The sequence below is a fragment of the Paenibacillus sp. RC73 genome, from assembly GCF_044908085.1.
In the GTDB taxonomy this organism is placed as follows: domain Bacteria; phylum Bacillota; class Bacilli; order Paenibacillales; family Paenibacillaceae; genus Paenibacillus; species Paenibacillus terrae_A.
Genome location: NZ_JBIYCV010000016.1, coordinates 1 through 26042, shown reverse-complemented (window position 1 = coordinate 26042; position 26042 = coordinate 1). Strand labels below are relative to the sequence as shown.

Genomic DNA, 26042 nt, shown 5'->3' with positions numbered 1-26042 from the left:
TCCATCTTCATAATGTATGATCTATTCTTATTCTCGCTTCAAAACTCACTGATTTGACGTAAAAATTTCTGTGTTCTCTCATGCTGGGAAGCCTCGAAAAATGCCTGTGGCGCAGCCTCCTCCAAAATCACACCGTCCGCCATAAATACAACCTTGTCCGCCACCTCGCGGGCAAATTTCATCTCATGGGTGACGACAACCATCGTCATCCCGTCCTGGGCCAGCTCCCGCATTACGCTCAGCACTTCCCCGACCAGCTCGGGATCGAGCGCCGATGTCGGCTCGTCGAACAGCATAATCGCCGGGTCCATCGCGAGCGCACGCGCAATCGCTACCCGCTGCTGCTGTCCACCGGACAAACGCGCAGGATGAGCATCCTGCTTGTCCGACAAACCCACACGCTCCAGCAACCGCTGTCCGATGGACATAGCCTTGTCACGCGGCATTTTTTTCACTGTCAGCAGCCCTTCAATGACATTGCCGATTGCTGTTTTGTGCGGATACAGATTGAATTGCTGAAATACCATCCCCGTCTGCCTGCGAATATCACGAATGGCAGCTTGCCGGGTACGGAGAGGAGCCGTAGCATTTACCTCGATCCCGTTCACCTCAAACTTGCCGGAAGACAATTCCTCCAGACCGTTCAGGCAGCGTAGCAAGGTGCTTTTACCCGAACCACTCGGGCCGAGCAACACGACGATTTCACGCGCGGCCACCTGAAAATCAATGCTTTTTAACACTTCCATCTGACCGAAGCGTTTACCCAAACCGCTTGTTGTTATCATCCTCTATCATCTCCACCTTAATAAGCTCGGGCCAGACGCTTTTCCACCCGCTCCAGTATAGCGGAGAACCCAATGCTCATGATCCAGTACATGATGCCAATTTCGAGCAAAAACGGCATATAGCGCAGATACTGTGCCTGTAAAAGTTGTGCCTGACGCATCAGCTCACTTACTCCAATCACCGAAACGAGCGATGTTTCCTTAAGCATACCGACAAATGTATTGCCCATCGGCGGAATCGCAATTCGCACGGCCTGCGGAAGAATGATGCGCCACATCGTTTGACCCGGAGACATTCCGGTTGCATAGGCCGCCTCGGTTTGACCCTTTGGTACCGCTAAAATAGCCCCACGAAACGTCTCCGATAAATACGCCCCTGTATTGATACTCAGTGCAAGACAAGCAGCAGTAAGCGAGCCGAACGATATTCCGTAATCATCCAGTCCATAGTAAATGACCGCAATCTGCACCAAAACCGGCGTTCCCCGAATGATAGATACATAACTGCGCGCCAGCCAACGAACCGGACGATTTCCCTTCAACCGGGCGACTGCCACCACCAAGCCGATCATAAGGCCAAATAGCATGGAAACAATCGTGATATACAGCGTATAATAAGCACCCTTCAACAAAAAAGGGACGTTTTCCCACATTAATTCAAGCATCGGTTATATTCCCTTCTTTCAGACGAGTGGCCCCATGTCAGCATAAAAGCCAAGACCGGAGCCAGACGCCTGTAACAGGCTTACGTTATTCTTTCGGCTCCTCGCCGAACCATTTTTTGAAAATCGTTTTATAGGTGCCGTCTTCCTTCATTTCTTTCAGAGCCTTGTTCAAGGCTGCTTTAAGCTCAGGAGTATCCTTGTTAATAGCCACACCCGCTTGATCGGATTTGATCGGCTCGCCTACCGCCTTAATCTGGAAGCCGTTTTTATCAACAATGGGCTTGAGCGCATACAGATTGTTGATGGTTGCGTCAATGCGACCAGAGTTCAGATCCTTCAAGGAAGTAATAACATCATCATACGTTTTAATCTCGAAATCGCCAACCTTCGGCAGCACTTCGTTACGCAGATAGGACTCATCATTTGTTCCCAAGCCGACACCAATCGTTTTACCTTTAAAATCCTCCAGCTTGGTAATATCGTTTGTTTTGTTGTTTACGATGATTTTTACATTGTTTGTGATATACGGCTCTGTGAAATCAATGACCTTTTCACGGTCTGGCGTAATCGTCACCTGGCTAATCACCGCATCAAATTTCTTCTTTTGCAGACTTGGAATAAGTCCCGAAAATTCTTGTGCCGTGAACTCCGCTTTGACCCCGATACGCTTCGCCAATTCATTCGCGATATCAACATCAAACCCGTCCAATTCCTTTTTATCGTTCAAAAAATTGTAAGGCTGGTACGTACCCATCATTCCAACCTTGATCACTCCAGCCTTCTTGATTGCTTCGAGCTGATTGCCCGCTGCCGCCTCATTGCTGCTGCCCGCTCCGTTGCTGCTGTTGGCAGCTTCCGGCTTCGTTCCGCAAGCGCTCAGCACCAGACTGAACATGGCCAAAGCCATCAGTGTAGTTACAAGGAACCCTCTTTTACGTGTTTTCATGAATCGTTCTCTCCTGTCTGGATGTAAATGATTGAGTACATATGTGTATTTTGGCTCTATTATTCGCCTCTTACTGCCAATTCATGCGATGTGGTCTCCCACCCGCCTAGCCTTGACCCAACAGCCCGTAAAATTCAAAATTAGCCGCTTCTTCCGCCAATTGTTTAGCTGTTACCTGTGTAATGTTGTCATGTGTTCCCTCGGAACCGAATAGCCAACGTGTAATAACACCTTCGATCATGCTCATGAGCAGCGCTGCCCGTAATTCGATATCCAATCCGGCGGGTAGCATGTTCAGCTCTATCGCCCGCTCCATATTGCGTCGAAAAGCCAGTTCCATCGCGATTCTCGTCTCCCGAATGCTCTGGCGTACCGGTTCATCAACACCGCTGCCGATCAGGAGTAATCCCATCAGATAGCGGTTCTCCAATGCGAAATCAAACAGGCGGACAAACAGCGCTTCGGATGCTTTAACCATATCAGCCAGCGTGCCTGCATCACGGCGATATCCTTGTCCTATCGCTGCCAGCAGTTGTTCACGGCCTGTAGCGATAATCTCCAGTGCCAGCGCTTCTTTACTTTTAAAATGCCAATAAAACGTGCCTTGGGCCACTCCGGCCTCCACCACGATATCTGAAATCTTCGTTTGATGGTACCCTTGCTCGGCGAATCGCTTCAATGCAATATGAAGAAGCTGTGTTCTGCGATCGGTTTCGGCTGTTTCTTCTCCCGCGTGATCAACCAATGGTCCATTCGCGGCTGTCTCGGACTGCTTCGCCTTCCTTGGCTGCATGGGTTTCCTCCTCCCGATTGATCAGTCAGTCAGCTTTGTATTTTTTAATCCTATAGGATAAGTATACTTTTGTCAAACGAAAAAAAGAGAACCTCCGAAGAGGTCCTCTCTATCTTGTAAGAACGCTTCTATAGCAGTGCTTTTGCCGCAATATCCGTACGGTTTTGCTTGCCTTCAAAGGTAATACGCGCTGCCTGTTCATACGCCTTGTCCCGCGCTTCGGCAATATCATGTCCCAAACCGACTACGCCCAACACGCGTCCGCCATTTGTGACCCACTCACCCTGTTCGCTGATGCCTGTACCGGCATGGAACACAATAGCTTCGTCCGCCTGATCCAGTCCGTGGATTGGAACACCTTTGGCGTACGTTCCGGGATAGCCCCCGGAAGCCAACACCACACATACCGCCGCTTCATCCTTCCACTCAATCTCCACCTGATCCAGCGTACTGTTCACCGCAGCGAGGAAAATATCGAGCAGATCAGATTTTAGGCGGGGCAGCACAACCTGAGTTTCCGGATCACCGAAGCGTGCGTTAAACTCAATTGTCTTCGGCTTGCCATCCGGCGAAATCATCAATCCGGCGAATAAAACACCCCGGAACGGACGACCCTCAGCCACCATCGCTTTTGCCGTCGGCTTAATGATGGTCTCAATGGCTTCCTCAATAATCGAATCCGCTATATGCGGTAATGGGGAATACGTGCCCATCCCCCCCGTATTCGGCCCTTTGTCACCATCAAAAATAGGCTTATGATCTTGCGCCGCTGCCATCGGACGAACCGTTTCACCATCCACAAAGGAAAGAATCGACATTTCCTGTCCGGCCAGAAACTCCTCGATCACAACCTGCGCCCCGGCTTCTCCGAACACCTTCGCTACCATAATATCGGATAAAGCCTTTTCCGCTTCCTCCATAGAGTAAGCGACTGTGACCCCTTTGCCCGCTGCCAGTCCATCCGCCTTAATGACCACAGGAATGGGCTGCTCCTTCAAACAGGCATGTGCCTCCTCATAGGTATAAAACTTCCGATAGGTTGCTGTCGGAATATGGTATTTGTGCAGCAGATCCTTCATGAAGATTTTGCTGCCTTCAATTTCCGCTGCATTTTTACGCGGTCCGAATACCGGAATGCCTTTCGCTTCAAAAGCATCCACAATACCTTCTGCCAACGGATCATCGGGGCCAACCACGACAAGTCCGACCTTTTTGGATTCCGCCAGCTCTGTCAACGCATCAAAATCACTCACCGGAATCGGCACGCACTCCGCCAACTGCCCGATGCCAGCATTGCCCGGCGCGCAGTAGATTTGTCCGGCCTTGGGGCTTTTTTTCAGTGCCCACACAATCGCATGCTCACGGCCGCCCCCACCGATAACCAAAATATCCATTCAGGTGATTCCTCCCGCTCCCGTTATGGTGTCAAGATTTTGCAAAATCCTCGTGTGAGAGAATGCTCTGCATCCTCAGCTAATACAAGCTAGTGCTTGAAATGACGCACGCCTGTGAAGACCATCGCAATGCCGTGTTCGTTAGCAACCTTGATGGATTCTTCGTCCTTGATGGAGCCGCCCGGCTGAATAATTGCCGTAATGCCAGCTTGGGCTGCCAGTTCCAGCGTATCGCCCATCGGGAAAAATGCGTCAGATGCCAGCACAGCGCCTTTTGCTTTGTCTCCAGCCTGCTCGATAGCGATTTTAGCCGCTCCGACACGGTTCATTTGTCCCGCACCCACGCCAATGGTCATGTTGTCTGCCGCCAGTACGATCGCATTGGACTTCACATGCTTAACAACTTTCCAGCTAAACAAAAGCTGTTTCAATTCTTCCTCGGATGGCGCACGCTCCGTCACTACGGTAAGCGCGTCCGGGTCTACAGCGTGAATGTCGTTCTGCTGAACAACCATGCCGCCTTCAATGGAAGTAACGACGAAGCGACTTTCAGCCTGTTCAGATGTGGACAACTCGCCCAGATCGAGCAAACGGATGTTTTTCTTTTTCGTCAAAATCTCCAGTGCTTCTTCCGTAAAGCCCGGTGCCTGTACAATTTCCAAAAAGATTTCGCTCAGCTTCTTCGCTGTATCGCCGTCAATAATCCGATTAGCCGCTACGATGCCGCCAAAAATGGAAGTTGGATCAGCCGCGTACGCCTTGCTGTACGCTTCATAAATGCTGCCGCCGATTCCCACGCCGCAAGGATTCATATGCTTAACAGCTACCACTGCTGGCTCGCTGAATTCTTTAACAATTTGCAGAGCCGCGTTAGCATCGTTGATATTATTGTAGGACAGTTCCTTGCCGTGAAGCTGCTTCGCTGTCGTCAGTGTACCCTTTGCCGCCAACGGCTGACGGTAAAATGCCGCCTGTTGATGCGGATTTTCGCCATAGCGCAAATCCTGAATTTTTTCATAGGTTACCGTGTAACGCTCAGGCAAAGGCTCGCCTGTCACATTCGACAAATAATCAGAAATGAGCGCGTCGTATGAGGCTGTATGACGGAAAACCTTTGCTGCCAAACGCTTACGCGTATTCAGCTCGGTATCGCCATCCTTGCGGATTTCGTCCAGCACTGTACTGTAATCATCCGCATCTACTACCACACTTACGAATGCATGGTTTTTTGCCGCAGAACGCAGCATGGTTGGACCGCCGATATCAATATTTTCAATCGCATCCTCATAGGTTACACCAGGTTTGGCGATCGTTTCCGCAAAAGGATACAGATTCACAACGACCAGATCAATATAATCCAGTCCAAGCTCCTTCATCTGACGCTGATGCTCCTCATTATCCCGAACAGCCAGCAGGCCGCTGTGTACCGCAGGATGAAGTGTTTTAACACGCCCGTCCATAATTTCAGGAAATCCTGTTACCTCTGAAATGCCGATGACAGGAATGCCCTCCTTCGCCAACAAGCTGCTCGTTCCCCCTGTCGAAACGATCTCCACACCCAATTTGGACAACTCGCGGCAAAATTCCACGATCCCCCGTTTATCTGATACGCTGACGAGCGCTCTTTTAATACTCACCATTTCTCCTCCTTTAGCTCTTCAGGATTTTGCAAAATTCACTTTTATCAATTTATTTCCCGAGAAATATCGGAAAATGCCTATACGGCATCCTTGATATGACAATGATATGACAAATTACAATCATCTTTAGAGAAGTGAAATCACTTTGCGGCCATCCAATTGGATTTTGCCTTGAGCCAGTCTGCCAACCACCTCTGGATATAACTGACGTTCCACGGATTGAATAGCTGCGGATAAGGATTCTGCTGTATCATGGTCGTGTACTTCTACGACACGCTGGGCAATAATTGCTCCCGTATCCATCCCCCCATCCACAAAATGAACGGTGACCCCACTGACCTTGACCCCATAGGCCAATGCCTGTCCAACAGCATCTTTCCCTGGAAATGCAGGAAGTAGCGACGGATGAATATTGATGATTTTTCCGGCGTAGGCATCTACCATAACACTGGATAGCAAACGCATGTAGCCTGCTAACACGATGAGATCAATGGATTTCTGCTCCAGCAAAGCAACCAGTTCACGCTCATAATCTTCGCGGAAAGCATATTCCTTGGGTCGAAAAGTGTGACACGCAATTCCGGCTTTCTGTGCTCTGGCTACGGCAGGAGCCGCAGGCTTGTCACAGATCAGCAGTTCTACCGTTGCCCCGCCCAGTTCTTCCCGCACAGCCGCATCCACCAATGACTGAAAATTCGTTCCTTCACCTGATGCAAAAACAGCAACTCGGTACTCGTTCATTACACCTCGGCTCCCGTAAAGGTCACGATAGAACTGCCTTCCGTTACTTTTCCGATCACATAAGCGGCTTCGCCCTGTTCTTTCAGAACTTCCAGTGCAGTCTGTGCATGCTCTTCGCCTACAACGATAACCATTCCAATTCCCATGTTAAAGGTTGTGAACATGTCTTTGTTGGAGATTGCGCCTTTTTCCTGCATGAGCTGGAAGATCGGCAGAATCGGCCAAGCGCCGTATTCTATATCCACATTAACGTGATCCGGCAGCACTCTAGGGATATTTTCGATAAAACCGCCGCCCGTGATATGCGCCATGCCTTTTACCTTTACCTTGTCCAGCAAAGCCAAAACGGATTTCACGTAAATTTTCGTTGGCTCCAGCAGTACATCGCCCAGTTTGCCGTTCAAGCCTTCGATTTCATCATGCAGACTGTATCCTTGCTGTTCCAATAACAGCTTGCGAACCAGTGAGAAGCCATTACTGTGTACTCCGCTGGAGGCCAGTCCGATAACCGTATTTCCGGGGGCAATGGAGCTGCCGTTAATGATCTTGCTTTTATCTACAATTCCGACTGTAAATCCGGCAATATCATATTCACCTTCGCTGTACATCCCCGGCATTTCTGCTGTTTCACCGCCGACCAGCGCACAACCCGACTGACGGCAGCCCTCTGCGATTCCGGCAACAATAGCCTCGATTTTCTCAGGTATAACCTTGTCACAAGCGAGGTAGTCGAGAAAAAAGAGCGGCTCCGCGCCCCCGACGACAATGTCGTTCACACACATCGCAACCGCATCAATACCAATGGTGTCATGACGATCCATCGCGAAAGCAAGCTTCAGCTTTGTGCCGACTCCATCCGTACCGGAAACGAGTACAGGCTCCTCGTACTTATCCTTATTCAGGCCGAACAACGCACCGAATCCGCCCAAATCCGTCAGCACTTCGGGACGGAAGGTACGTTTGACGTGCTTTTTCATCCGTTCTACTGCTTCATTACCGGCAGCGATATCTACCCCTGCGTTTTTGTATGCTTCGGACATTCATGAACACTCCTTCAAATGATTGACCCTCCTAAGTCCTCCCTAATAGGGAGGATTCCAGGGGCTGCTCCCCCTGGACCCCTCAAGAGTCGGTCAGATGCGTAGGGTTGGGTGTTGCTTGGTGGTTGGTTCGTGCTATGAGTCGCGTGTTGTCCTTGTGGTTTGCGGGATTTTCCCACCAACCACAAGGACACGCTTTAGAGCGTGGCCGCCTATGCGGCGGCAGGGCACTCCCGGGCTGTTTGCTTCGCAAAGGCGGGGATGTGCCGGGCAAAGAAGTGAGCAGCGCCAATGGCTGGCTTACTTCCTAGCCCTCAGGTTTGAGGCAGGCAGCTTAGCCCAGCCTGCTGTATGGCTTAGTCGCTTAGCGCGCACTGGCTGCTAAACTGCTAAGTGAACAGGTGGCTTTCTTGAGCCACCTGCCCCTTTAAAAACTCATGGCATGAAATAGTTATGCCATGAGTTTTTAACTACCTTACCTATCCTCTTCCCCGTGGGGACAAAGGAGGGACCTGCACTGCTGCAAAAGGATGCACATCTGAGGAACGGAGCGAGTGGAAGGATTCTGAAGAAGCGAAGCGTTCGCCTTTGCCGCTGGATTCCAACCCTGTAAGGGTTATTTAGATCCAAGAATCCAGCGGCAACAGCGATCGTAAGAACCTTCCACTCGCGGAGTGCCCCCCTCAGAACCGCCATTCCCATCCCCACCATGCACCGTTGTACCTCTTTTGTTCCCTTTTTCTCAACAACTACATCCGAGCTTTTCTTCGCCTTTGAAATCCACTTGAGTGGGATAATCATTATCGAAGCAGGCCAGGCACAAACCACCTTTGTAATCCTCTTCGTTATATCCGCCTACAGCGGCGATCAAGCCCTCAGCGCTCATAAAATAGAGCGAATCGGCGTTAATCTCCTGGCGGATTTCCTCGACTGTTTTGGACGACGCGATCAGTTCCCGGCGATCCGGCGTGTCGATGCCGTAGAAGCACGGGTTTTTGAAAGGCGGCGAGGTGATACGTACATGTACCTCTAGCGCCCCCGCATCCCGTAGCATATTCACGATTCGGCGGGATGTGGTGCCCCGCACAATGGAGTCGTCGATCATGATCACCCGTTTACCTTCGACAACACGGCGTACGGCGCTCAGCTTCATTTTCACACCTTGCTCGCGTAGCTCCTGACTCGGTTGAATGAAGGTACGTCCGGTGTATTTATTTTTAATCATGCCCAATTCATAAGGAATACCTGTCTGCTCTGCATAACCAATTGCCGCAGAAATACTGGAATCCGGTACCCCGGTAACCAAATCAGCATCGACAAAAGCTTCCAACGCCATTTGGCTGCCCATTCTTTTACGTGCAGCATGAAGATTAGAACCATTCAAGTCACTGTCAGGACGAGCAAAATAAATATATTCCATCGCGCACAGTGCTTTACGATGCTTGCCTTCACTGTAACGGTCTTCGTGCAATCCATTTTTGTCCAACACCAACAGTTCACCCGGCTCGATATCGCGCAACAGCTCTGCTCCAATCGTTTCCAAAGCACAGGATTCAGAAGCAAACAAATATGCATCACCCAATCTGCCCATCGTCAACGGACGCAAGCCGTTGGGATCAGAAGCAACTAGCAGTTTATCGTTGGTCATAATGAGGAAAGCAAACCCGCCGACGATACGTTTCAATGCATCTTTGGCGGCCTCCACCAAATCCTTGGACGACCGAGCTATCAAATGCGCTACTACTTCTGTATCGCTTGTCGTTTGAAAAATAGACCCGCCCTGCTCCAGCTCATGCCGGATTTGCAAAGCATTCACGATATTCCCGTTCGTCGCTACCGCCAGATCACCATCACGGTATTTGAAAACCAATGGCTGTGCATTCGTCAGCTTACTGTCTCCACTTGTCGAGTAGCGCACATGTCCTATGGCAATGTCGCCTGTCAGCGAAGCCATCAAATCTTTATTGAACACTTCTTTAACAAGGCCCATTCCACGATGATAATGGAACTCGTCGCCACTGCTCACACAGATGCCCGCGCTTTCCTCCCCACGATGCTGGAGCGCATGCAATCCGTAATATGCTAGAGAAGCAGCATCGGAGTGTCTGTACACCCCGAATACGCCGCACTCCTCTTTTAATTTATCAAACAGCCCCTCTTTACCAGAGCCTTCATTATAATAATCTCCAGTCCACAACGTCCGTGCTGTTATTTCATCAGACATGGAATGACATCCTCCCAGATTTGCTTCAAACTGGCGACTGCCTCGTTCAAAGCGGGTTGTCCGTTCACCTCAACTGTCAATTGTGATCCTTCAACTTTTCCTAATACGGTAACTGGCACTTCTAAACCACGCAGATGTGCTTCCAGCGCAGACGCTTGATCCGGCGATGCAGATAACAAAATGCGGGACTGACTTTCGCTAAACAAAGCATGGTCAGGACGCAAGGTTGTTTCTACGTTGACCTGTGCTCCCAATCCGCCGCTAATCCCGGATTCGGCAAGCGCTACAGCCAATCCGCCCTCTGCCAGATCATGCGCGGATTGTACCAAGCCTGATTGGATGGCGCTAAGCACCGCAGTCAGCAGTTTTTTCTCTACGTTCAAATCCAGCTCAGGCGGGCGTCCCTCAGATACACCGTGTACGACAGCCTGGAACTCACTGCCTCCCAGCTCGGCCTTCGTTTCTCCCACCAGGAAAATCACGTCACCTTCGGCTTTAAAGCCTTGTGTCGTAATATGATCCGTATCATGCACCAGACCTACCATGCCCACAACAGGCGTCGGATAGATGGAGCCTTTGGCATTTTCGTTGTACAAGCTGACATTGCCCCCGATAACGGGGGTATCCAGTACGCGGCAAGCTTCTGCCATCCCGTCTACAGCTTTTTCCATTTGCCAGAAAATATCCGGTTTCTCAGGGTTGCCGAAGTTCAGGTTGTCCGTGATCGCCAGTGGCTCGCCGCCGGAGCATACAATATTACGTGCTGCTTCGCTGACCGCAATCCGTCCGCCTACCTCTGGATCAAGGTATACGTAACGTCCGTTACAATCCGTCGTCATGGCGAGTCCCTTGCGGGTTCCGCGCACCGTCACTACGGCTGCATCTGAGCCCGGACGAACGGCCGTGCTAGTGCGAACCATGTAATCATACTGCTCATATACCCATTTCTTGCTGGCTACACTTGGCGAAGACAATACCTTTTTCAGCGCATCGTTCAAATCCGTCACTTCTGCATAACGCAGTGTGTCAATGGCAGCGTTTTGCTCATAATAAGCAGGAACCTCAGATGGCTTATCGTAAATCGGACACTCGTCCACCAGCGCTGTCACTGGCATGTCACCCACCACTTCATCGTGGTGGAACAAACGCAGACGCCCGTCATCCGTCACCTTGCCGACCTTGGCACAAATGACACCCCAACGCTCGAAAATTTCCAGCGCCTGTGCTTCATCCTTCGGTTCTACTACGAACAGCATGCGTTCCTGTGATTCAGAAAGCATCATTTCATAAGGTGTCATGCCCTCTTCACGCTGCGGTACCTGATCCAGATACAGCTCAAGGCCGTTGCCAGCCTTACTCGCCATCTCCGCACTGGAGCAGGTAAGCCCTGCCGCGCCCATATCCTGAATACCCAGTACAATACCGCTGTCGATCAGCTCCAGACATGATTCCATGACCAGCTTCTCCATGAATGGATCGCCTACCTGAACCGCCGTGCGATTCGCTTCGGATTCCTCGGTCAGCTCAACCGATGCGAATGTCGCTCCGTGAATCCCGTCACGGCCTGTCGGCGGTCCCACATAAAACACCGGGTTACCGACCCCTTTAGCAACACCGCGCTGGATTTTATCATGGTCAATCAGTCCGACACACATCGCATTGACGAGTGGATTGCCTTCGTAGCTTTCATCAAATACAACCTCGCCGCCTACCGTCGGAATACCGATACAGTTCCCATATCCCGCAATACCGGATACCACATGCTCGAACAAATATTTCACACGGTCGCTCTCCAGCTTGCCAAAACGCAGGGAGTTCAGCACCGCCACAGGTCTTGCACCCATCGAGAAAATATCACGGATGATGCCGCCGACCCCTGTCGCTGCCCCCTGAAAAGGTTCTACAGCCGACGGATGGTTATGACTTTCGATTTTAAAAACAACCGCCTGGTTATCACCGATATCTACAATCCCTGCGCCTTCACCCGGTCCCATCAGAACTCGCGGACCACTCGTTGGAAAACGACGCAGCAACGGCTTGGAGTTTTTGTAAGCACAATGCTCTGACCACATGACACTAAATACGCCAATCTCTGTATAGTTCGGCTGACGTCCCATGAATTCACAGATCAACGCATATTCGCTGTCCGACACACCCATCTGTTGATACAGTTTATGCTCGGCAACCTGCTCTGCCGTTGGTTCCTTAGCGGACACTTGCTGCGCCATGACGATCCCTCCAAGCGTTCAAAATAGATGTAAACATACGTTTGCCGTCATCCGTTCCAAGCAATGCGTCCACCGCGCGTTCCGGGTGAGGCATCATGCCCAGTACGTTTCCTTGCTCATTACAAATCCCTGCGATATCCGTTACGGAACCGTTAGGATTATCTTTATACGTAAATACGATCTGGTTATTCGCCTGCAAGCGAGCCAGCGTCTCATCATCACAGTAATAGTTGCCTTCACCGTGGGCGATCGGAATGACGATCTCTTCACCGGCAGCATAATCTTTTGTAAAAGGCGTTTCGTTATTCGCAACCTTCAACACCGTATCGTGGCAACGGAACTTCATCGACAGATTGCGGCGTAAAGCACCAGGCAACAGCCCGGCCTCGGTCAAAATTTGAAAACCGTTGCAAATACCCAAAATGTATTTGCCCTCGGCAGCCGCTTTGGCTACTTCCTTCATCACCGGGGCAAACCGGGAAATCGCGCCGCAACGCAGGTAATCCCCGTAGGAGAAGCCTCCTGGAACAAGAATACAATCATAAGGCGACAGATCCGTCGCAGTATGCCAAACATAATCGACAGGTTCACCGACCGTGTCCTCTACCGCCTTATAGCAGTCAATATCACAGTTGGAGCCCGGAAAAACCAGAACTGCAAATTTCATGGAATCAGCCCTCCAGTTCGTAGCGGTAGTCTTCAATGACCGTGTTGGCCAACAGCTTTTCGCACATCTCGATGACGCGCTTTTCTGCACTCTCGCGGTCTGTTGTATCCAGATTCAATTCCATATACTTACCAATTCTGACGCTGTCCACTTCTCCGAAGCCCATAGAATGCAGTGCGCCTTGCACCGCAACCCCCTGCGGGTCCAAAACGCTTTGCTTAATTGTGACATAGACCGTTGCTTTAATCATGTTCCTTCAGTTCCTCCTCCGAATGGATGAATCCTATTGGTTGAATTATGATTACTATTTACTGTGCCGTCAGACGCCGCCAAATATCCGTATATCTTGCAGTCGTTTCTTCTACGACCTCAGCAGGCAACGGATCGGGCTTGCTGTTCTTGTCCCAACCGGATGCAGCTAAATAGCTTCGCACCGGTTCCTTGTCCATGCTGTCAATCTCGACATCCAGCTCATACTTTTCCTGTGCCCAAAAACGGGATGAATCCGGGGTGAAAATTTCGTCAATCAAAATAACCTTTCCGTTAACAAGACCAAACTCAAACTTGCAATCAGCTAAAATAATTCCACGCTTCTCACAGAAAGCACGCGCAAATTCGTACAATGCCAAGCTTTTTTCCTCAAGCTCGCCTGTCAGTTCAGCCCCGACCAGTTCTTTCATCTGATGAAGGGAAATGTCCTCGTCGTGTCCAACATCATTTTTCGCAGCAGGTGTAAATAAAGGCTTGGGAAAACGTTCATTTTTACGTAGCCCCTTCGGCAATGGAATGCCGTTCACCTCACCGTTCTGCTCATACTGACGCCAGCCGCCTCCAGTAATATATCCGCGCACCACACACTCAATGTCGATACGTTCAGCCTTCAGCGTGACCATGATCCGATCTTTCAGCAATTCTTTATTCTGTTCGTCGATCACATGTCCGAGCTTGTTCACATCGGTATGCACGACATGGTTTTCCAACAAGTCCTTCGTCTGTTCAAACCAGAAAGCGCTGAGCTTATTCAGCACATTCCCCTTTTCGGGCACGGGTGGCTCCAGCACATAATCAAAGGCCGAAATCCGATCCGTCACGACAATCAGAAAATGCTCTCCGAGATCATACAGCTCACGCACCTTGCCTTTGTACAAGAGCGGCGCATGGATCAGACCCTCGGCGGTAGACAATGACATTTCATTACACCTCTTTCAAAAGAGTATGGCCCTCAAACCTTGTGCCCCTCCTAAATCGAACCTTGCCCCTCCTAAATCCTCCCCTCGGGGAGGACCCCCAGGGCTGCTGCCCTCGGGACTCCCGCAAGGGTTGGCGTAGTGAGCAGCGGATGGTGCGGGTTATTGGAATTTGGGTGGGACGAGCGCGTTCCGCTGGATTAAGGCTTGTTGGCACAAGCTTTAATCCAGCAACGCTTTTACGTTGGCTCAGATCGACGTTTTTACGAGCGTTTGCTTCGTATCAACTTTGAAAGCTCTAAGCTGCAATTTTATATGCAGCTTACGGTTGTACCATGGCTCGGCGTATTACATGTCGCCTACCATTCGGCCCGTGGCCGTGGCTCGGCATGCCATGCGGCCGAGCATTAAGGCTTTGCCTGTCGTGCGCATATGCTACGCATACGCACTTATACGTTGGCTCAAGGCTTCGCTCCTTGAGCCTTGCGCGTTCTTGGGAGGGCTGCAGGCTGTTTGCTACGCAAATTCGGCAGCCCTCCCAAGAACGTTGCTTCGCGACAGAAAAGCAGTGGAACACGCTTTTCTATCACTCTTTGGGGTGTGCGGCATGTTATACACCGCACCTCCCCCTATTCCTGCTCCCACACGAGGGTTGGTGCTGGATTGCAGCGAAGCGAACGGAATCGTTCTGGAGAAGCGTCAGCGCTTGCCTTTGCCCATGGATTCCAACCTTTACGGGTTTATTTCAATCCAGGAATCCAGGGGCAACAGCAATCGGAAGAATGATCCGTTCGCGCAGCGGCCTCACCAAGCGCCAACCTTCGCTCCTACTCCCCTAATCCCAGCTTTTTAAAGATCGTATCTACGTTTTTCAGATGCCATGCCGGGTTGAACGCATCCTCGATTTCATCCGGGCTGAGTACAGCGGTAATTTCCGGAGTCGCCTCGACGATTTCACGGAATTGACGTTGCTCTTCCCATGCCTGCATAGCACGCGGCTGTACGGTATCGTAGGCTTTTTCACGGCTAAAGCCCTTGTCGATCAGCTTCGTCATAATACGACCGGAGAACGGTACACCATACGTACGCGCCATATTGCGCTTCATATTTTCAGGGAATACCGTCAGGTTCTTCACGATATTGCCAAAACGGTTCAGCATGTAGTTCAACAGCATCGTTGCATCCGGCAAAATGATACGTTCCACGGAAGAATGCGAAATGTCTCGTTCATGCCACAGTGTTACGTTCTCATACGCGGATACCATATGCCCGCGAATCACACGCGCCAGACCGGAAATATTTTCGCTACCGATTGGATTGCGTTTATGCGGCATCGCAGAGGAACCTTTTTGACCCTTCGCGAAGGCTTCTTCCACCTCACGGAATTCACTCTTTTGCAGGGCGCGGACTTCGGTTGCAAATTTATCCAACGATGTGGCTACCAGTGCCAATGTCGCCATGTATTCGGCATGACGGTCACGCTGGAGCGTTTGCGTGGAGATTGGCGCAGGCTTGGTGCCCAGCTTGCGGCATACAAACTCTTCTACCGCTGGATCAATGTTAGCGTACGTTCCGACTGCGCCAGACATTTTACCGTACTCTACCTGGTCAGCCGCAAAGTGGAAACGCTCCAGATTGCGCTTCATTTCCTCGTACCACAGAGCCATTTTCAGGCCAAACGTCGTCGGTTCAGCGTGTACCCCGTGTGTACGGCCCATCATCGGCGTATGCTTATAAGCCAGTGCTTTTTCTTTCAAAATTTCAATAAAATTCAAGATATCGCGCTCTAGAATTTCATTCGCCTGCTTCAACAGGTAGCCCAGTGCGGTATCTACCACATCCGTGGAGGTCAGGCCGTAATGCACCCATTTGCGCTCATCGCCAAGGCTTTCGGACACCGTGCGGGTAAAAGCAATGACATCATGTCTTGTTTCCTGTTCGATTTCATAGATCCGGTCAATATCAAAGCTTGCGTTCTTACGCAGCGCCACAGTGTCCTCTTTCGGAATAACGCCCAATTCTGCCCAAGCTTCACAGGCACACAATTCTACTTCCAGCCATGCTTTAAATTTATTTTCTTCCGTCCAAATGGCTCTCATTTCCGGTCTGCTATAGCGTTCGATCATAACTATTTATTCCCCCAAATATTGGTTTGTTCGATCCATTCCAGCGCTTGTTCCGCATCCTGGCACAGTAGATTCATATGTCCCATCTTTCGGCCTGGTTTGGCTTCGCTTTTTCCATACAAATGCAGCTTGGGTACAACATCCAATCTTTCAGCTTCGGCATCCGCCTGCACGAACCGCTGAATCACGTCCTCCAAATGCTCACCTAACACATTGACCATAACGACTGGAGTCAGCAGCTTTGTGCTTCCCAGCGGCAAGCCGCAAATGGCACGTATATGCTGCTCAAATTGCGACGTTGCGCATCCCTCCATCGTGTAATGACCGGAGTTATGCGGCCTCGGTGCCAGCTCATTGACGTACAATTGTCCGTCTTCGGTAACGAACATCTCTACAGCGAGCAGCCCCACCGCACCTAACGACTCCGCCACAGCCAAAGCCAGCTTGCGTGCTTCCTCCTGCACCGATTGTGGCACGCGCGCGGGTACAATCGACGTGTGCAAAATGTTGTTCACATGAATGTTTTCCGCAGGTGGGAAGGCTTTGGCTTCGCCGTTCGTGCTGCGTGCGACGATTACCGAGATTTCGCAGCGAAAACGAATGAACTGTTCCAGCACCAGTTCCACACCGCTACCAGCCAGCCGTTCGTAGGCAGCTACGGCTTCCCCAGTTTGGCGAATGACCGCCTGTCCCTTGCCATCATAACCGCCGACGGCTGTCTTGAGCACACATGGCAAGCCCAGCTCAGCTACCGCTTGAACCATATCGACAGCGCTGCCGATTTCACGATACGGAGCGACGGGAACGCCAGCGGCTTCAATGGAGCGTTTTTCCCGTAAGCGATGCTGTGTTGTGTACAACAAACTGCTGCCCTGCGGCACACTTGATTCCTGTTCCAAAAGCGCGGCTACACCCGCATCCACATTTTCAAACTCATACGTGATCACATCGCATCGCCCGGCCAACTTTCTGGCCGCATGTTCATCATCATAGGCAGCGAAAATCTGCTCTGACACCTGCCCGCACGGACTATCCGGTGTCGGGTCCAGCGTCACAAAACGGTACCCCATCTTTGCTCCCGCCAGTACCAGCATTCTCCCCAGCTGTCCGCCTCCCAAAAGTCCAATCGTTGTACCGGGAGGTCGAACACAGCCTGCGGGTTTACATGCCTCATTCATAGCGAGTCACTGCCTTCCAGCACCTCATCACGGATACGGTCGCGTCTTGCTTCGACCCGCTGGCGCACTTTTTCATCAAAAGCAGCCAATATTTGTGCTGCCAGCAGCCCTGCATTCGTAGCGCCTGCTTTACCAATTGCTACAGTAGCGACCGGAATGCCTCCCGGCATCTGCACAATGGAGAGCAAGGAATCCAGACCGTTCAGCGCCTTCGACTGGACAGGCACACCGATGACTGGCAATGTCGTCTTGGCCGCCACCATACCCGGCAAATGCGCCGCGCCACCCGCTCCAGCAATAATAACCTTCAGCCCGCGCCCAACGGCTTCCTCTGCAAAACGAAACATCAGATCCGGCGTTCGATGGGCTGAGACCACCTTTTTCTCATATCCGATTTCAAGCTCGTCCAGCACTGCACATGCATGCTGCATGGTGTCCCAGTCCGATGTGCTGCCCATAATGACAGCGACCTGCACTGACATGTCCTTCACTCCCTGTTTATCAATAAGCGCCAAAAATCCGGCACTCGAAAATAACGTTATTTTCAAGACACCGGACTACGAAAAACAAACGACAAAGCCTCACAAAGGCATGCCAAAAGCAAGCCTGTTTCACCGCAACAAATGCGGCTTCAGCCGTATGTCTCCCGTAGTCCGGAAATTTAAGGTTTCCAGGTAGAAACTTCCGGGCCATATCCCCGGCATTATACGAGTCAGCATTGTGCCCAAGCGACCCCAAACGATATTCTAACAAACATGATCGTGGTCTGTTTCGGCTCAAACATGTGTACCTTATTAAATTTTACCTAAAGTTCTTTTTTTATCGACAATACACTTCATAGTTTAACAATTCCCTACACCTTATGTCAACTTGAAAACGAACATTATTAAAATCATCCAATTGAATGTTCGTGTTTAACAAAACACTAGCCCTTTTCTACCCGCAAGCCGGGACAATAGCTATACATTTAGCCGACTCTTTGCCTCAGACTGCCATCATAGACTGGCTCTATACTCCACAAAAAAATAAAAGCCGGTACTTCCTGTGCAGGCAGTAATCCGACTTTTATTCCTTCTATTCTGTTACTTCACGACCAGCACAGGAATGCGCGCATGCTGCACCACATTATGACTGACGCTGCCTAATACAAATTCTCGAATACCGCCCAAACCACGGCTGCCGATCACAATCATATCAAAGCCATTTTCATTCGCATAATCCAAAATAACTTCAGCCGGCGAGCCCTGAATCAGCTCCACCTTGGCGTCAATGCCCTGGTCGGCAAGCCGTTTTTTGACCTCATCCGTGGTTTGCTCCGCCAAATCGTAATATTCTTTATTCACCGAAGCTGGAATCGGGGCCAAACCTTCACCCATGAAAATACGCGGAAAATCAAACGCCGTTACGACCTCAAGCTTTGAGGATGGTGAAGCCTTGGTTAATTCAGCCGCCTTCAACAAAGCCTTATTGGACGCCTCGGAACCGTCATAAGCAAGCAATATTTTCGAAAATAACATACATATGCACCTCTTCCTAATTCAGTTTGTTAGAACAAAGCCTGAAATATGTATTCCTTTGGGCGTTCGTACATTCACATTGCCAAACGCTGGCATAGCCGCCCTACTCATCATTAAACATCCCCATGAGAGCCTAAACCACGGCTTTACCGTAAAAAATATCCGTATAGCAATGCATTAACGAACAGCAACGCAGGAATACCGAGTCTGAAGCTCATATGCCGCGTTTTGTGGCGTTTGCGGTACATCGCAATCAGCACGCCCAACGCTCCCCCAATCAGGGCCAGCAAAAATAGCGTCCGTTCGGGTACCCGATCACGGTGCTTACGCGCCCTCTTTTTGTCTTCCGACATTACCAGATAGCCTACTGCATTTATAAACAGCAGCCACACCAACAAGCCTGTCTGCAATGTCTCCCCTCCTTTTACACACCGTACCGAGTCCAGGCATTAGCCCCTCTAAGCCCTCTCCCCTTCATTATAACTCCACCCCTTTTGCAGAAACAACGCCTTCTCCTGACTGAAATACCGCTTTTGCGGATATAGTAACGTTGTATGACGGATATCCTTGAATTAAAGGAGGGACTACGATGGAAAGCACCCATGAATACGTCGAAAAGCTGCGGGAAAATGCAAAAAAGGCAGAACGCAACCGTAAAAGAGGAAAAGGAACTCCCAGCGCCAGCTTGCCAACCAAACAGCATACCAACAATCCTTAATTGCAGGTACCCTGCTGTAAAACCATGTTATTCACGTATAATGTCAGTTTGGATTGCAATGTATTTACTTTAGATGTTGCAAAAACCAGATACATTACCTTCTTTTAGCTTCTGCAAAAACAACAAGCAGGCTCCCTTTGAGGTGTCTGCTTATTGTAATTTCGATGTTCACTTCTATCCTGTCGCAGTAATCTCTTCTCCCAGTCTACCCAGACAGACAACCAACCATCGTCCAGTACAAACAGCTCAATTCCAAGTTCCTGACCAGCCGAAGCAATTTCTTTAATCCGATCCCCATTAAAATTAAAATACGTGGCTTTCCCACAGTTTTTAATCAGCACCGGACGACCTGATCACGAAATCCTCCTCTTGACAGTCTTGTTCAATATAAGCGATGATAGGTGCGCGACATATCATACAATTCTTCCCAGGAACGAACCAGTACAGCTTCCGGCGTCTGGAATGACTCTCCCTACCTCATGAACCAGACAATTGCACATATCATAATCACCGTCACGAAATCCACATTACAGCTCAAAGCCCGTCGAAGCGTTACATTTGAACTGCCTATATTTTCAAAACGTACAGAACGAGTGATAGCATCTAATTCATTGAATACTGTATATTGTAGAACGGCCGGAAGACCGGTCAATTTCGGTTTACCCTGTGTAATCGTATGACTTACATAAAGTTAGCTCCCCCTATCATCCTACTAATGAACTCTATACAAAATCATATAAAAAGTAATTGCTATCACCTTACAAAACACCTTATACAAACAATAAAACGATTACATTCATAAAAAATAAGTTATTACGTCATATTATATGACATATATATTGACTAAAAACAATTTCAGCCTCTATAATTCGTGATATTAACGTAATTCGACAAAATATTTGTCAGTTAATCTATCATTCATATCTATGTTTTTCACATTGGAGAGGAGCTTTATATGACTAACATGAAAAAAATGACAATGGTTCCCCTGCTGGCCAGCTTTATTCTCGGAAGTACCTTATGGAGTGGTGGTTTTACCGCTAACGCTGCGGCAGCAGCTACCACCAGCACGACTGTACCTCCATCTGCCACTACCATCACCGATAAATCTGAGAAACCACAAACGAATAATCTACCCAACATTAAAATACTTGCTACTGGGGGAACCATCGCAGGGTCATCTGCCGTCAACACCGATACAACCGACTACAAAGCAGGCGCGTTGGGTGTCGAGACTCTGATTAACGCCGTTCCTGAAATGAAAAGTATTGCAAACGTCAGCGGTGAACAGGTTGTCAACGTGGGCAGTCCTGACATTAATAATGATATCCTTTTAAAACTCGCCAAACGTACGAATGAACTGCTCGCCAGAGATGATGTAGACGGAATCGTTATTACTCATGGTACAGATACGCTGGAAGAAACCGCTTATTTCCTCAATCTGGTCGTCAATAGCGATAAGCCTGTGGTTGTCGTTGGCTCCATGCGTCCAGCTACAGCAATCAGCGCCGATGGTCCTTTTAACCTTTATAATGCTGTCAAAGTCGCCGGGGCTTCAGCCTCCAAAGGTCAAGGCGTACTCGTACTGCTAAATGACCGTATCGGTGCAGCGAGATACATTACCAAAACGAACACGACAGCAGTCGATACGTTCAAGTCTGTGGAGCAGGGATACCTGGGAGCTGTTGTGGGAGATCAAGTGTACTACTACAACAAATCTACACACAAGCATACAACTGCTTCTATGTTCGATATTTCCATTCTGACCCAACTGCCTCAGGTAGATATTTTATACGAATATCAAAATAACGGGCGCTATCTGTATGATGCAGCCGTAGCGGCAGGTGCCAAAGGGATCGTCGTGGCAGGCTCCGGCAATGGTTCCTTGTCCAAGACCTCTACAGAAGGTGCTGAGGCAGCAGGTAAAAAAGGAGTCATCATCGCACGTTCCAGCCGTGTAGGGAGCGGGATCGTCTCTCCGTCAACGAAAGACGCAGCGTCCAACTTTGTTTCCACTGACTCGCTCAATCCGCAAAAAGCACGGATCTTGCTCATGCTTGCTTTGACTCAAACGCATGATGTTAAAGAAATTCAGTCCTTCTTTAATGAATACTAATAAATGAGTAAATGAGGATTTGTGAAAATCCAAATAAGCATTCTCAATGAACAATAAGATATAAAAGCCAGCTCACAAAAAAAATGGAGCAGCAGTAACGGTGATATACCGTAACTGTTGCTCCTTTTTCGCAAGACAATGACAACCTACAATTCCACACGGAGCCCAATTGTCTCAGCCTTGATATAGCTTCAAGTTTAAGTTTGCCTGTCAGATGGTTAAATCCATACCATTCAATGGATAACTGATTCCATTTTGATACAATCCATGGCTCCTGCCACTTCGTATCAAGACTGCTGTTTAGGAATTCCATTCAGGCTTGGAGGATATTTCGCTTGCTTCTCTGGATGTGGAGCGATTTCTTCCTCCAATATACTTGATTTATTTTGCTGATTGTTGATTTTAAGCGGTTTATGCTTGGGCATAACTACTCACCTCCTAGGCTTACCATGCCAAAGAGAGAGAGCTTTTATACCGATTTTGCTGCTTGCTTCTTGTCATTACTGCTGCCTTAGTATTGGTCTACTGTTAGCTTTCAGTTATTTCCCCTGCTTTTGTTCCAAGGCTGCTTTCAGTAGATCACCCAGACTGGAGCCAAGAGGCTCCTGCTTTTCATATTGTCTTACCAGCTTCTGCTGTTCACGTTTGTTTACCCGTTGCTTGTCCTTGTCCAGCGTCTCGGTAATGCCACAAGACAGACATCTTACATACAACCCCGCCTTGCCCTCTTTCATTTCCATTTTTTTATGGCACTGCGGACAACGACGATTCGACAAACGTTTTTCTCCCGAACGGCGATAGCCGCAATCCACACTTGGACATACGAGGAACTTGCCCTGTTTGCCCTTCTTCTCCAAAAGCTTTGCACCACAATCCGGGCAATGGCTGTTCGTCACGTTATGGGGCTTGTATTCGGCACTGCTATTTTTCACAGTGGAAACCAGCTCTTTCGCCATCGCACGAATGGAGTCCAGGAACGGTCCTGGTTGCCCTTGACCACGCGCGATTCGTTCCAGCTCCGCTTCCCAACGTGCCGTCAGCTCCGGTGTTCTTAGCTGTGGAGCTGCCAGCTCAATCAGTTGCTTGCCTTTCCCCGTTGGATGCATTACATTTCCCTGACGCTCAATTGTATCCGAGCTAACCAGCTTCTCAATCAGATCCGCGCGAGTAGCAGGAGTACCCAGACCATGCTTCTCCATCTGAGCAAGTAGTGCCGCTTCCGTATACCGCTTCGGCGGCATCGTTCGTCCAGCACGCACAAGGCAACGCTGAACCCGGACGGAATCCCCTTTTTTCAGTTCAGGTAAAATAACACCACTTCCGTTGTCCTCACGTTCCTCTGCTTCGTCGTCCGTATCATAGAGACTTCCGTCATATACAGCACGCCAGCCACTATCTTTTATTGTCGTGCCTTTGACTTGAAACGTTTCCTGCTCTACCGTTACTGCAACCGCTACAGCATCATAACGAGCAGGTGGATAGAAAAGACTGATAAATCGCCGCGCAATCAGATCATACAGCTTACGTTCCTCCGGGCTTAGCTGATTAAGCAACAACGTCTGCTCTGTAGGGATGATCGCATGGTGATCTGTTACTTTGCTGTCATCCACAATTCGCTTCGAGACCGTCAAGCTCTTGCGCAGTAACGGACGTGCCAAGGAAGCATACGGGCCTACAGCCACACTATTAAGCCGTTCCTTAAGGGTATCCACCATATCGGATGTCAGATAACGGCTGTCTGTACGTGGATACGTGACCAGCTTATGCTGCTCATACAGACGTTGAAGCACATTAGACGTCTGCTTGGCCGAAAAGCCGTAGCGCTGGTTGGCATCCCTTTGCAGCTCGGTTAAATCATAAGCCAACGGGTGTGGCTCATTCTTTTCACTTTTTTTGACACTGGCAACCATGCCTTTGACGCCTTCCAATTTGCGGCGCAAAGCCTCTGCTTGAGTACGGTCAAACATGCGTGAATCGCCATTTTCCGCACGCCAAGTTGCCTGAAAATCACCAAAGTCCGCCGTCAATGTATCATATTCCTGAGAACGAAACTGAGTAATTTCCTTCTCACGTTCCATAATCATCCCCAGCGTCGGTGTCTGTACTCTTCCCGCCGAAAGCTGAGCGTTATAGCGACAGGTCAATGCGCGAGTCACATTCAGACCAATCATCCAGTCTGCTTCAGCCCGACAACGAGCCGATTCATACAAACGATCAAACTGCTGTCCAGGCAACAGCTTCGCGAAACCTTCCTTAATCGCCTTGTCCGTCTGTGATGAAATCCACAAGCGGTGGAAAGGCTTTTTCCAGTTCGCCATTTGTATAATCCAACGTGCCAACAGCTCCCCTTCACGAGCAGCATCCGTTGCCACAATAAGCTCTCCAATGTCCTGCCGCTTCATGAGCTGCTGTACAGCCTTGAACTGATGATTGCTTTCCCGCAGTACCTTCAGCTTGGTACTCTTTGGAAGGATCGGCAGGTCCTCCAAATTCCAGGTCGCATACTTAGAATCATAATCCTCCGGCTCTGCCAGTCCAACCAAATGTCCTAACGCCCACGTCACAACATACTTAGGCCCCTCTATATAGCTTTTATGCTTCTCACGGCTTCCCATCACACGTGCAATCTCTCTGGCTACGGATGGTTTTTCTGCTAATACTAATACCTTCATGTTACGCCCCTTTCTCTTATATTGTTAATTATACCATCCTCCCATCTTACGATAAATCAAATGCCAACGGCTCTCAAAGACGTGATTGTACATACTATTACTTCTACATTTTATAGGACAGCTTACAAATCAGGCACGCTCCATTTTAACAGCAGACCTGCATAAGTCAGGCCCCCTCCGAACCCATATAACAATACCCGCTGCCCATACCGTAAACGCCCATCATCCAAACCGCACTGTAAAGCCAAAGGAATAGATGCCGCCGATGTATTGCCATAAAACTCTACACTTGTCAGCGTCTTTTCCAAAGGTATTGTCCCTCGTTCACATATGGATTCGATCATTCTCAGATTGGCGCTATGCGGTACAAACCAGTCAAGATCCTCATTCTTCATTCCAGCCTGCTCCAATAACCGTTCTACTCCCGCTGGGACAGAGCGAACAGCCCATTTATAAACCTCACGTCCATTTTGAACAAGAAATCCATTAGTTTGCAGCTTTTCTCCATCTAAATAATCAGATAAACCTGCACGATATAGATGTACTCCCCCTTGTCCATAAGTTCCGATATCTGCGGTTAAAAATGATCCTTCATCCTCGTCATATTCAACAAGAGCAGCCCCTGCGCCGTCTCCAAAAAGTATACAAGTCGTCCGGTCCGTATAATCTGTAATTTTAGACAACGTTTCCGCTCCCACCACTAACACCTTACGGTGTAGACCACCCGTAATAAGGCCATTAGCCAGGTGAAGTCCATAGGTGAACCCTGCACATGCTGCACTTACATCCATGGATCCCGTATCTGGAATATTAAAATGCGCCTGAATCCGTGAAGCTGTACTTGGAAAGTAGTAATCAGGTGTACTTGTTGCTACAATGATCATATCAACTTCGTTTATATTTACGTTATAGAGGTTAATCATACGTGTAACGGCCTGAATACATAAATCAGATACATATTGATCTTCAGCCGCAATTCGCCGTTCACGCATACCCGTTCGTTGCACAATCCACTCGTCACTAGTATCCACAAGCTTCTCCAAGTCAGCATTCGTCAAAATCCGTTCAGGTACATAAGTACCCAGGGCCGTAAGCTTTGCTTTAGAATTCAACAATCTGATCACTCTCCTTTATAATCCTTGCCCTATTATAACACCTGATACTAATACCTGGTACTAATTTATTTCAAATTAGCTTCAATTGATATGAGTTAGTCTCAATTTGTACCTTTCCATTAAGTTAAGTATATATGTCTTACCTTTTCAACACAAAAAAAGAACCACAATCTCAAGGGATCATGGTTCTTCTTACTTTTGCTTGGCGACGTCCTACTCTCCCAGGACCCTGCGGTCCAAGTACCATCGGCGCTGGAGGGCTTAACGGTCGTGTTCGGGATGGGTACGTG

The 26042-nt window shown here is 49.3% G+C and carries 27 protein-coding genes, 1 rRNA gene, 1 pseudogene and 1 riboswitch; of the genes and pseudogenes, 5 read left to right on the top strand and 24 right to left on the bottom strand.

Annotated elements, in window-relative coordinates:
- Positions 1-38: 38 nt before the first annotated feature.
- The 8 genes from ABH897_RS25070 to purM form a co-directional block, all read right to left on the bottom strand.
- A complete protein-coding gene (locus ABH897_RS25070) occupies positions 39-785 on the bottom strand; it encodes an amino acid ABC transporter ATP-binding protein (protein ID WP_283654698.1) in 747 nt (248 codons plus the stop codon).
- A gap of 17 nt (positions 786-802) precedes the next feature.
- Positions 803-1450, bottom strand: coding sequence for an amino acid ABC transporter permease (locus ABH897_RS25065; protein WP_283654697.1), 648 nt, complete (start codon positions 1448-1450; stop codon positions 803-805).
- Between the two features lie 85 nt (positions 1451-1535).
- Positions 1536-2396, bottom strand: a complete 861-nt coding sequence (locus tag ABH897_RS25060; RefSeq protein ID WP_283654696.1) for a substrate-binding periplasmic protein — start codon at positions 2394-2396, stop codon at positions 1536-1538.
- A 106-nt stretch (positions 2397-2502) separates the two neighbouring features.
- On the bottom strand, positions 2503-3189 hold the full coding sequence (locus ABH897_RS25055) for a TetR/AcrR family transcriptional regulator (RefSeq protein WP_404592854.1): 687 nt from the start codon (positions 3187-3189) through the stop codon (positions 2503-2505).
- 128 nt (positions 3190-3317) lie between these two features.
- The gene (purD, locus tag ABH897_RS25050) at positions 3318-4583 is read right to left on the bottom strand and encodes a phosphoribosylamine--glycine ligase (protein ID WP_404592853.1); all 1266 of its coding nucleotides are present in this window, start codon (positions 4581-4583) and stop codon (positions 3318-3320) included.
- Positions 4584-4672: 89 nt separating this feature from the next.
- On the bottom strand, positions 4673-6220 hold the full coding sequence (gene purH / locus ABH897_RS25045; protein WP_404592852.1) for a bifunctional phosphoribosylaminoimidazolecarboxamide formyltransferase/IMP cyclohydrolase: 1548 nt from the start codon (positions 6218-6220) through the stop codon (positions 4673-4675).
- Positions 6221-6349: 129 nt separating this feature from the next.
- Positions 6350-6964, bottom strand: a complete 615-nt coding sequence (gene purN / locus ABH897_RS25040; protein ID WP_404592851.1) for a phosphoribosylglycinamide formyltransferase — start codon at positions 6962-6964, stop codon at positions 6350-6352.
- Entirely contained in the window at positions 6964-8004 is a 1041-nt protein-coding gene (gene purM / locus ABH897_RS25035) for a phosphoribosylformylglycinamidine cyclo-ligase (protein ID WP_283654692.1), read from the bottom strand. Before purM ends, purN begins: the two co-directional genes overlap by 1 nt.
- A 137-nt stretch (positions 8005-8141) precedes the next feature.
- On the opposite strand from purM, the gene ABH897_RS25030 reads away from it, so the two are divergent.
- Entirely contained in the window at positions 8142-8315 is a 174-nt protein-coding gene (locus tag ABH897_RS25030; RefSeq protein WP_404521033.1) for a hypothetical protein, read from the top strand.
- Between the two features lie 431 nt (positions 8316-8746).
- Here the strand turns inward: ABH897_RS25030 and purF are convergent, their stop codons facing one another.
- The 5 genes from purF to ABH897_RS25005 are packed head-to-tail and all read right to left on the bottom strand — an operon-like array spanning position 8747 to position 14313.
- Entirely contained in the window at positions 8747-10228 is a 1482-nt protein-coding gene (gene purF, locus ABH897_RS25025; protein WP_192512948.1) for an amidophosphoribosyltransferase, read from the bottom strand.
- Positions 10213-12456 (bottom strand): phosphoribosylformylglycinamidine synthase subunit PurL, encoded by a 2244-nt coding sequence (gene purL / locus ABH897_RS25020; RefSeq protein ID WP_404580658.1) that lies wholly within the window; start codon positions 12454-12456, stop codon positions 10213-10215. Before purL ends, purF begins: the two co-directional genes overlap by 16 nt.
- Positions 12434-13123 carry a phosphoribosylformylglycinamidine synthase subunit PurQ gene (gene purQ, locus ABH897_RS25015; protein ID WP_404521032.1) on the bottom strand — a complete coding sequence of 230 codons (690 nt, stop codon included), beginning with the start codon at positions 13121-13123 and terminating at the stop codon, positions 12434-12436. Before purQ ends, purL begins: the two co-directional genes overlap by 23 nt.
- Positions 13124-13127: 4 nt before the next feature.
- Complete coding sequence (gene purS, locus ABH897_RS25010) at positions 13128-13373, bottom strand: phosphoribosylformylglycinamidine synthase subunit PurS (RefSeq protein ID WP_014279841.1); 246 nt, start codon at positions 13371-13373, stop codon at positions 13128-13130.
- Positions 13374-13431: 58 nt separating this feature from the next.
- A complete protein-coding gene (locus tag ABH897_RS25005) occupies positions 13432-14313 on the bottom strand; it encodes a phosphoribosylaminoimidazolesuccinocarboxamide synthase (protein ID WP_404592850.1) in 882 nt (293 codons plus the stop codon).
- A 207-nt stretch (positions 14314-14520) separates the two neighbouring features.
- Between ABH897_RS25005 and ABH897_RS25000 the strand changes: the two genes are divergently transcribed.
- Together ABH897_RS25000 and ABH897_RS24995 are read left to right on the top strand one after the other, a co-directional pair.
- The gene (locus ABH897_RS25000; RefSeq protein WP_404521030.1) at positions 14521-14721 is read left to right on the top strand and encodes a hypothetical protein; all 201 of its coding nucleotides are present in this window, start codon (positions 14521-14523) and stop codon (positions 14719-14721) included.
- A 196-nt stretch (positions 14722-14917) separates the two neighbouring features.
- Complete coding sequence (locus tag ABH897_RS24995; protein ID WP_283654686.1) at positions 14918-15163, top strand: hypothetical protein; 246 nt, start codon at positions 14918-14920, stop codon at positions 15161-15163.
- Here ABH897_RS24995 and purB read toward each other — a convergent pair.
- The 5 genes from purB to ABH897_RS24970 all read right to left on the bottom strand — a co-directional run bounded on the left by purB (position 15138) and on the right by ABH897_RS24970 (position 19541).
- Positions 15138-16436 carry an adenylosuccinate lyase gene (gene purB / locus ABH897_RS24990; RefSeq protein ID WP_283654685.1) on the bottom strand — a complete coding sequence of 433 codons (1299 nt, stop codon included), beginning with the start codon at positions 16434-16436 and terminating at the stop codon, positions 15138-15140. The two genes, ABH897_RS24995 and purB, sit on opposite strands and share 26 nt — an antisense overlap.
- Positions 16437-16438: 2 nt before the next feature.
- Positions 16439-17614: a 5-(carboxyamino)imidazole ribonucleotide synthase gene (purK, locus tag ABH897_RS24985; RefSeq protein WP_404592849.1), complete on the bottom strand. Its 1176-nt coding sequence runs from the start codon at positions 17612-17614 to the stop codon at positions 16439-16441.
- A complete protein-coding gene (purE, locus tag ABH897_RS24980) occupies positions 17611-18096 on the bottom strand; it encodes a 5-(carboxyamino)imidazole ribonucleotide mutase (protein WP_404521028.1) in 486 nt (161 codons plus the stop codon). The genes purK and purE overlap by 4 nt, the downstream gene beginning before the upstream one ends.
- Positions 18097-18243: 147 nt before the next feature.
- Positions 18244-18345, bottom strand: a riboswitch (purine riboswitch).
- A gap of 351 nt (positions 18346-18696) precedes the next feature.
- Complete coding sequence (locus ABH897_RS24975) at positions 18697-19131, bottom strand: universal stress protein (RefSeq protein WP_404521027.1); 435 nt, start codon at positions 19129-19131, stop codon at positions 18697-18699.
- Between the two features lie 146 nt (positions 19132-19277).
- A complete protein-coding gene (locus tag ABH897_RS24970) occupies positions 19278-19541 on the bottom strand; it encodes a DUF1294 domain-containing protein (RefSeq protein WP_044647005.1) in 264 nt (87 codons plus the stop codon).
- A 179-nt stretch (positions 19542-19720) separates the two neighbouring features.
- Between ABH897_RS24970 and ABH897_RS24965 the strand changes: the two genes are divergently transcribed.
- Entirely contained in the window at positions 19721-19849 is a 129-nt protein-coding gene (locus tag ABH897_RS24965; RefSeq protein ID WP_023987044.1) for a DUF4023 family protein, read from the top strand.
- Between the two features lie 221 nt (positions 19850-20070).
- Here the strand turns inward: ABH897_RS24965 and ABH897_RS24960 are convergent.
- A pseudogene (locus tag ABH897_RS24960) lies at positions 20071-20321 on the bottom strand (alpha-galactosidase); the annotation flags it as partial.
- Positions 20322-20501 (bottom strand): glycoside hydrolase family 36 N-terminal domain-containing protein, encoded by a 180-nt coding sequence (locus tag ABH897_RS24955; RefSeq protein WP_404521026.1) that lies wholly within the window; start codon positions 20499-20501, stop codon positions 20322-20324.
- A 303-nt stretch (positions 20502-20804) separates the two neighbouring features.
- Here ABH897_RS24955 and ABH897_RS24950 point away from each other — a divergent pair, with 303 nt between their 5' ends.
- Positions 20805-21965: a type II asparaginase gene (locus ABH897_RS24950; RefSeq protein WP_404521025.1), complete on the top strand. Its 1161-nt coding sequence runs from the start codon at positions 20805-20807 to the stop codon at positions 21963-21965.
- A gap of 287 nt (positions 21966-22252) precedes the next feature.
- Here the strand turns inward: ABH897_RS24950 and ABH897_RS24945 are convergent, their stop codons facing one another.
- The 4 genes from ABH897_RS24945 to rrf form a co-directional block, all read right to left on the bottom strand.
- The gene (locus ABH897_RS24945) at positions 22253-22390 is read right to left on the bottom strand and encodes a hypothetical protein (RefSeq protein WP_167518699.1); all 138 of its coding nucleotides are present in this window, start codon (positions 22388-22390) and stop codon (positions 22253-22255) included.
- A gap of 114 nt (positions 22391-22504) precedes the next feature.
- A complete protein-coding gene (locus ABH897_RS24940) occupies positions 22505-24637 on the bottom strand; it encodes a DNA topoisomerase III (RefSeq protein ID WP_404521024.1) in 2133 nt (710 codons plus the stop codon).
- 122 nt (positions 24638-24759) lie between these two features.
- On the bottom strand, positions 24760-25752 hold the full coding sequence (locus ABH897_RS24935; RefSeq protein ID WP_404521023.1) for a ketoacyl-ACP synthase III: 993 nt from the start codon (positions 25750-25752) through the stop codon (positions 24760-24762).
- A 200-nt stretch (positions 25753-25952) separates the two neighbouring features.
- A 5S ribosomal RNA gene (gene rrf / locus ABH897_RS24930) occupies positions 25953-26042 on the bottom strand; the annotation flags it as partial.

Coding starts and splice junctions, on each gene's coding strand:
- purF (WP_192512948.1), bottom strand. CDS start 10,228: ATGTCTGATGAAATAACAGCACGGACGTTGTGGACTGGAGATTATTAT.
- purB (WP_283654685.1), bottom strand. CDS start 16,436: ATGATCGAACGCTATAGCAGACCGGAAATGAGAGCCATTTGGACGGAA.
- purS (WP_014279841.1), bottom strand. CDS start 13,373: ATGATTAAAGCAACGGTCTATGTCACAATTAAGCAAAGCGTTTTGGAC.
- ABH897_RS24995 (WP_283654686.1), top strand. CDS start 14,918: ATGTTATACACCGCACCTCCCCCTATTCCTGCTCCCACACGAGGGTTG.
- purE (WP_404521028.1), bottom strand. CDS start 18,096: ATGTCAGTGCAGGTCGCTGTCATTATGGGCAGCACATCGGACTGGGAC.
- ABH897_RS24950 (WP_404521025.1), top strand. CDS start 20,805: ATGACTAACATGAAAAAAATGACAATGGTTCCCCTGCTGGCCAGCTTT.
- purK (WP_404592849.1), bottom strand. CDS start 17,614: ATGAATGAGGCATGTAAACCCGCAGGCTGTGTTCGACCTCCCGGTACA.
- ABH897_RS25005 (WP_404592850.1), bottom strand. CDS start 14,313: ATGTCATTGTCTACCGCCGAGGGTCTGATCCATGCGCCGCTCTTGTAC.
- purQ (WP_404521032.1), bottom strand. CDS start 13,123: ATGAAATTTGCAGTTCTGGTTTTTCCGGGCTCCAACTGTGATATTGAC.
- ABH897_RS24945 (WP_167518699.1), bottom strand. CDS start 22,390: ATGCCCAAGCATAAACCGCTTAAAATCAACAATCAGCAAAATAAATCA.
- purN (WP_404592851.1), bottom strand. CDS start 6,964: ATGAACGAGTACCGAGTTGCTGTTTTTGCATCAGGTGAAGGAACGAAT.
- ABH897_RS25070 (WP_283654698.1), bottom strand. CDS start 785: ATGATAACAACAAGCGGTTTGGGTAAACGCTTCGGTCAGATGGAAGTG.
- ABH897_RS24975 (WP_404521027.1), bottom strand. CDS start 19,131: ATGTTATTTTCGAAAATATTGCTTGCTTATGACGGTTCCGAGGCGTCC.
- ABH897_RS24940 (WP_404521024.1), bottom strand. CDS start 24,637: ATGAAGGTATTAGTATTAGCAGAAAAACCATCCGTAGCCAGAGAGATT.
- purD (WP_404592853.1), bottom strand. CDS start 4,583: ATGGATATTTTGGTTATCGGTGGGGGCGGCCGTGAGCATGCGATTGTG.
- ABH897_RS25065 (WP_283654697.1), bottom strand. CDS start 1,450: ATGCTTGAATTAATGTGGGAAAACGTCCCTTTTTTGTTGAAGGGTGCT.
- ABH897_RS25030 (WP_404521033.1), top strand. CDS start 8,142: ATGAGTCGCGTGTTGTCCTTGTGGTTTGCGGGATTTTCCCACCAACCA.
- purM (WP_283654692.1), bottom strand. CDS start 8,004: ATGTCCGAAGCATACAAAAACGCAGGGGTAGATATCGCTGCCGGTAAT.
- ABH897_RS25055 (WP_404592854.1), bottom strand. CDS start 3,189: ATGCAGCCAAGGAAGGCGAAGCAGTCCGAGACAGCCGCGAATGGACCA.
- ABH897_RS24965 (WP_023987044.1), top strand. CDS start 19,721: ATGGAAAGCACCCATGAATACGTCGAAAAGCTGCGGGAAAATGCAAAA.
- purL (WP_404580658.1), bottom strand. CDS start 12,456: ATGGCGCAGCAAGTGTCCGCTAAGGAACCAACGGCAGAGCAGGTTGCC.
- ABH897_RS25060 (WP_283654696.1), bottom strand. CDS start 2,396: ATGAAAACACGTAAAAGAGGGTTCCTTGTAACTACACTGATGGCTTTG.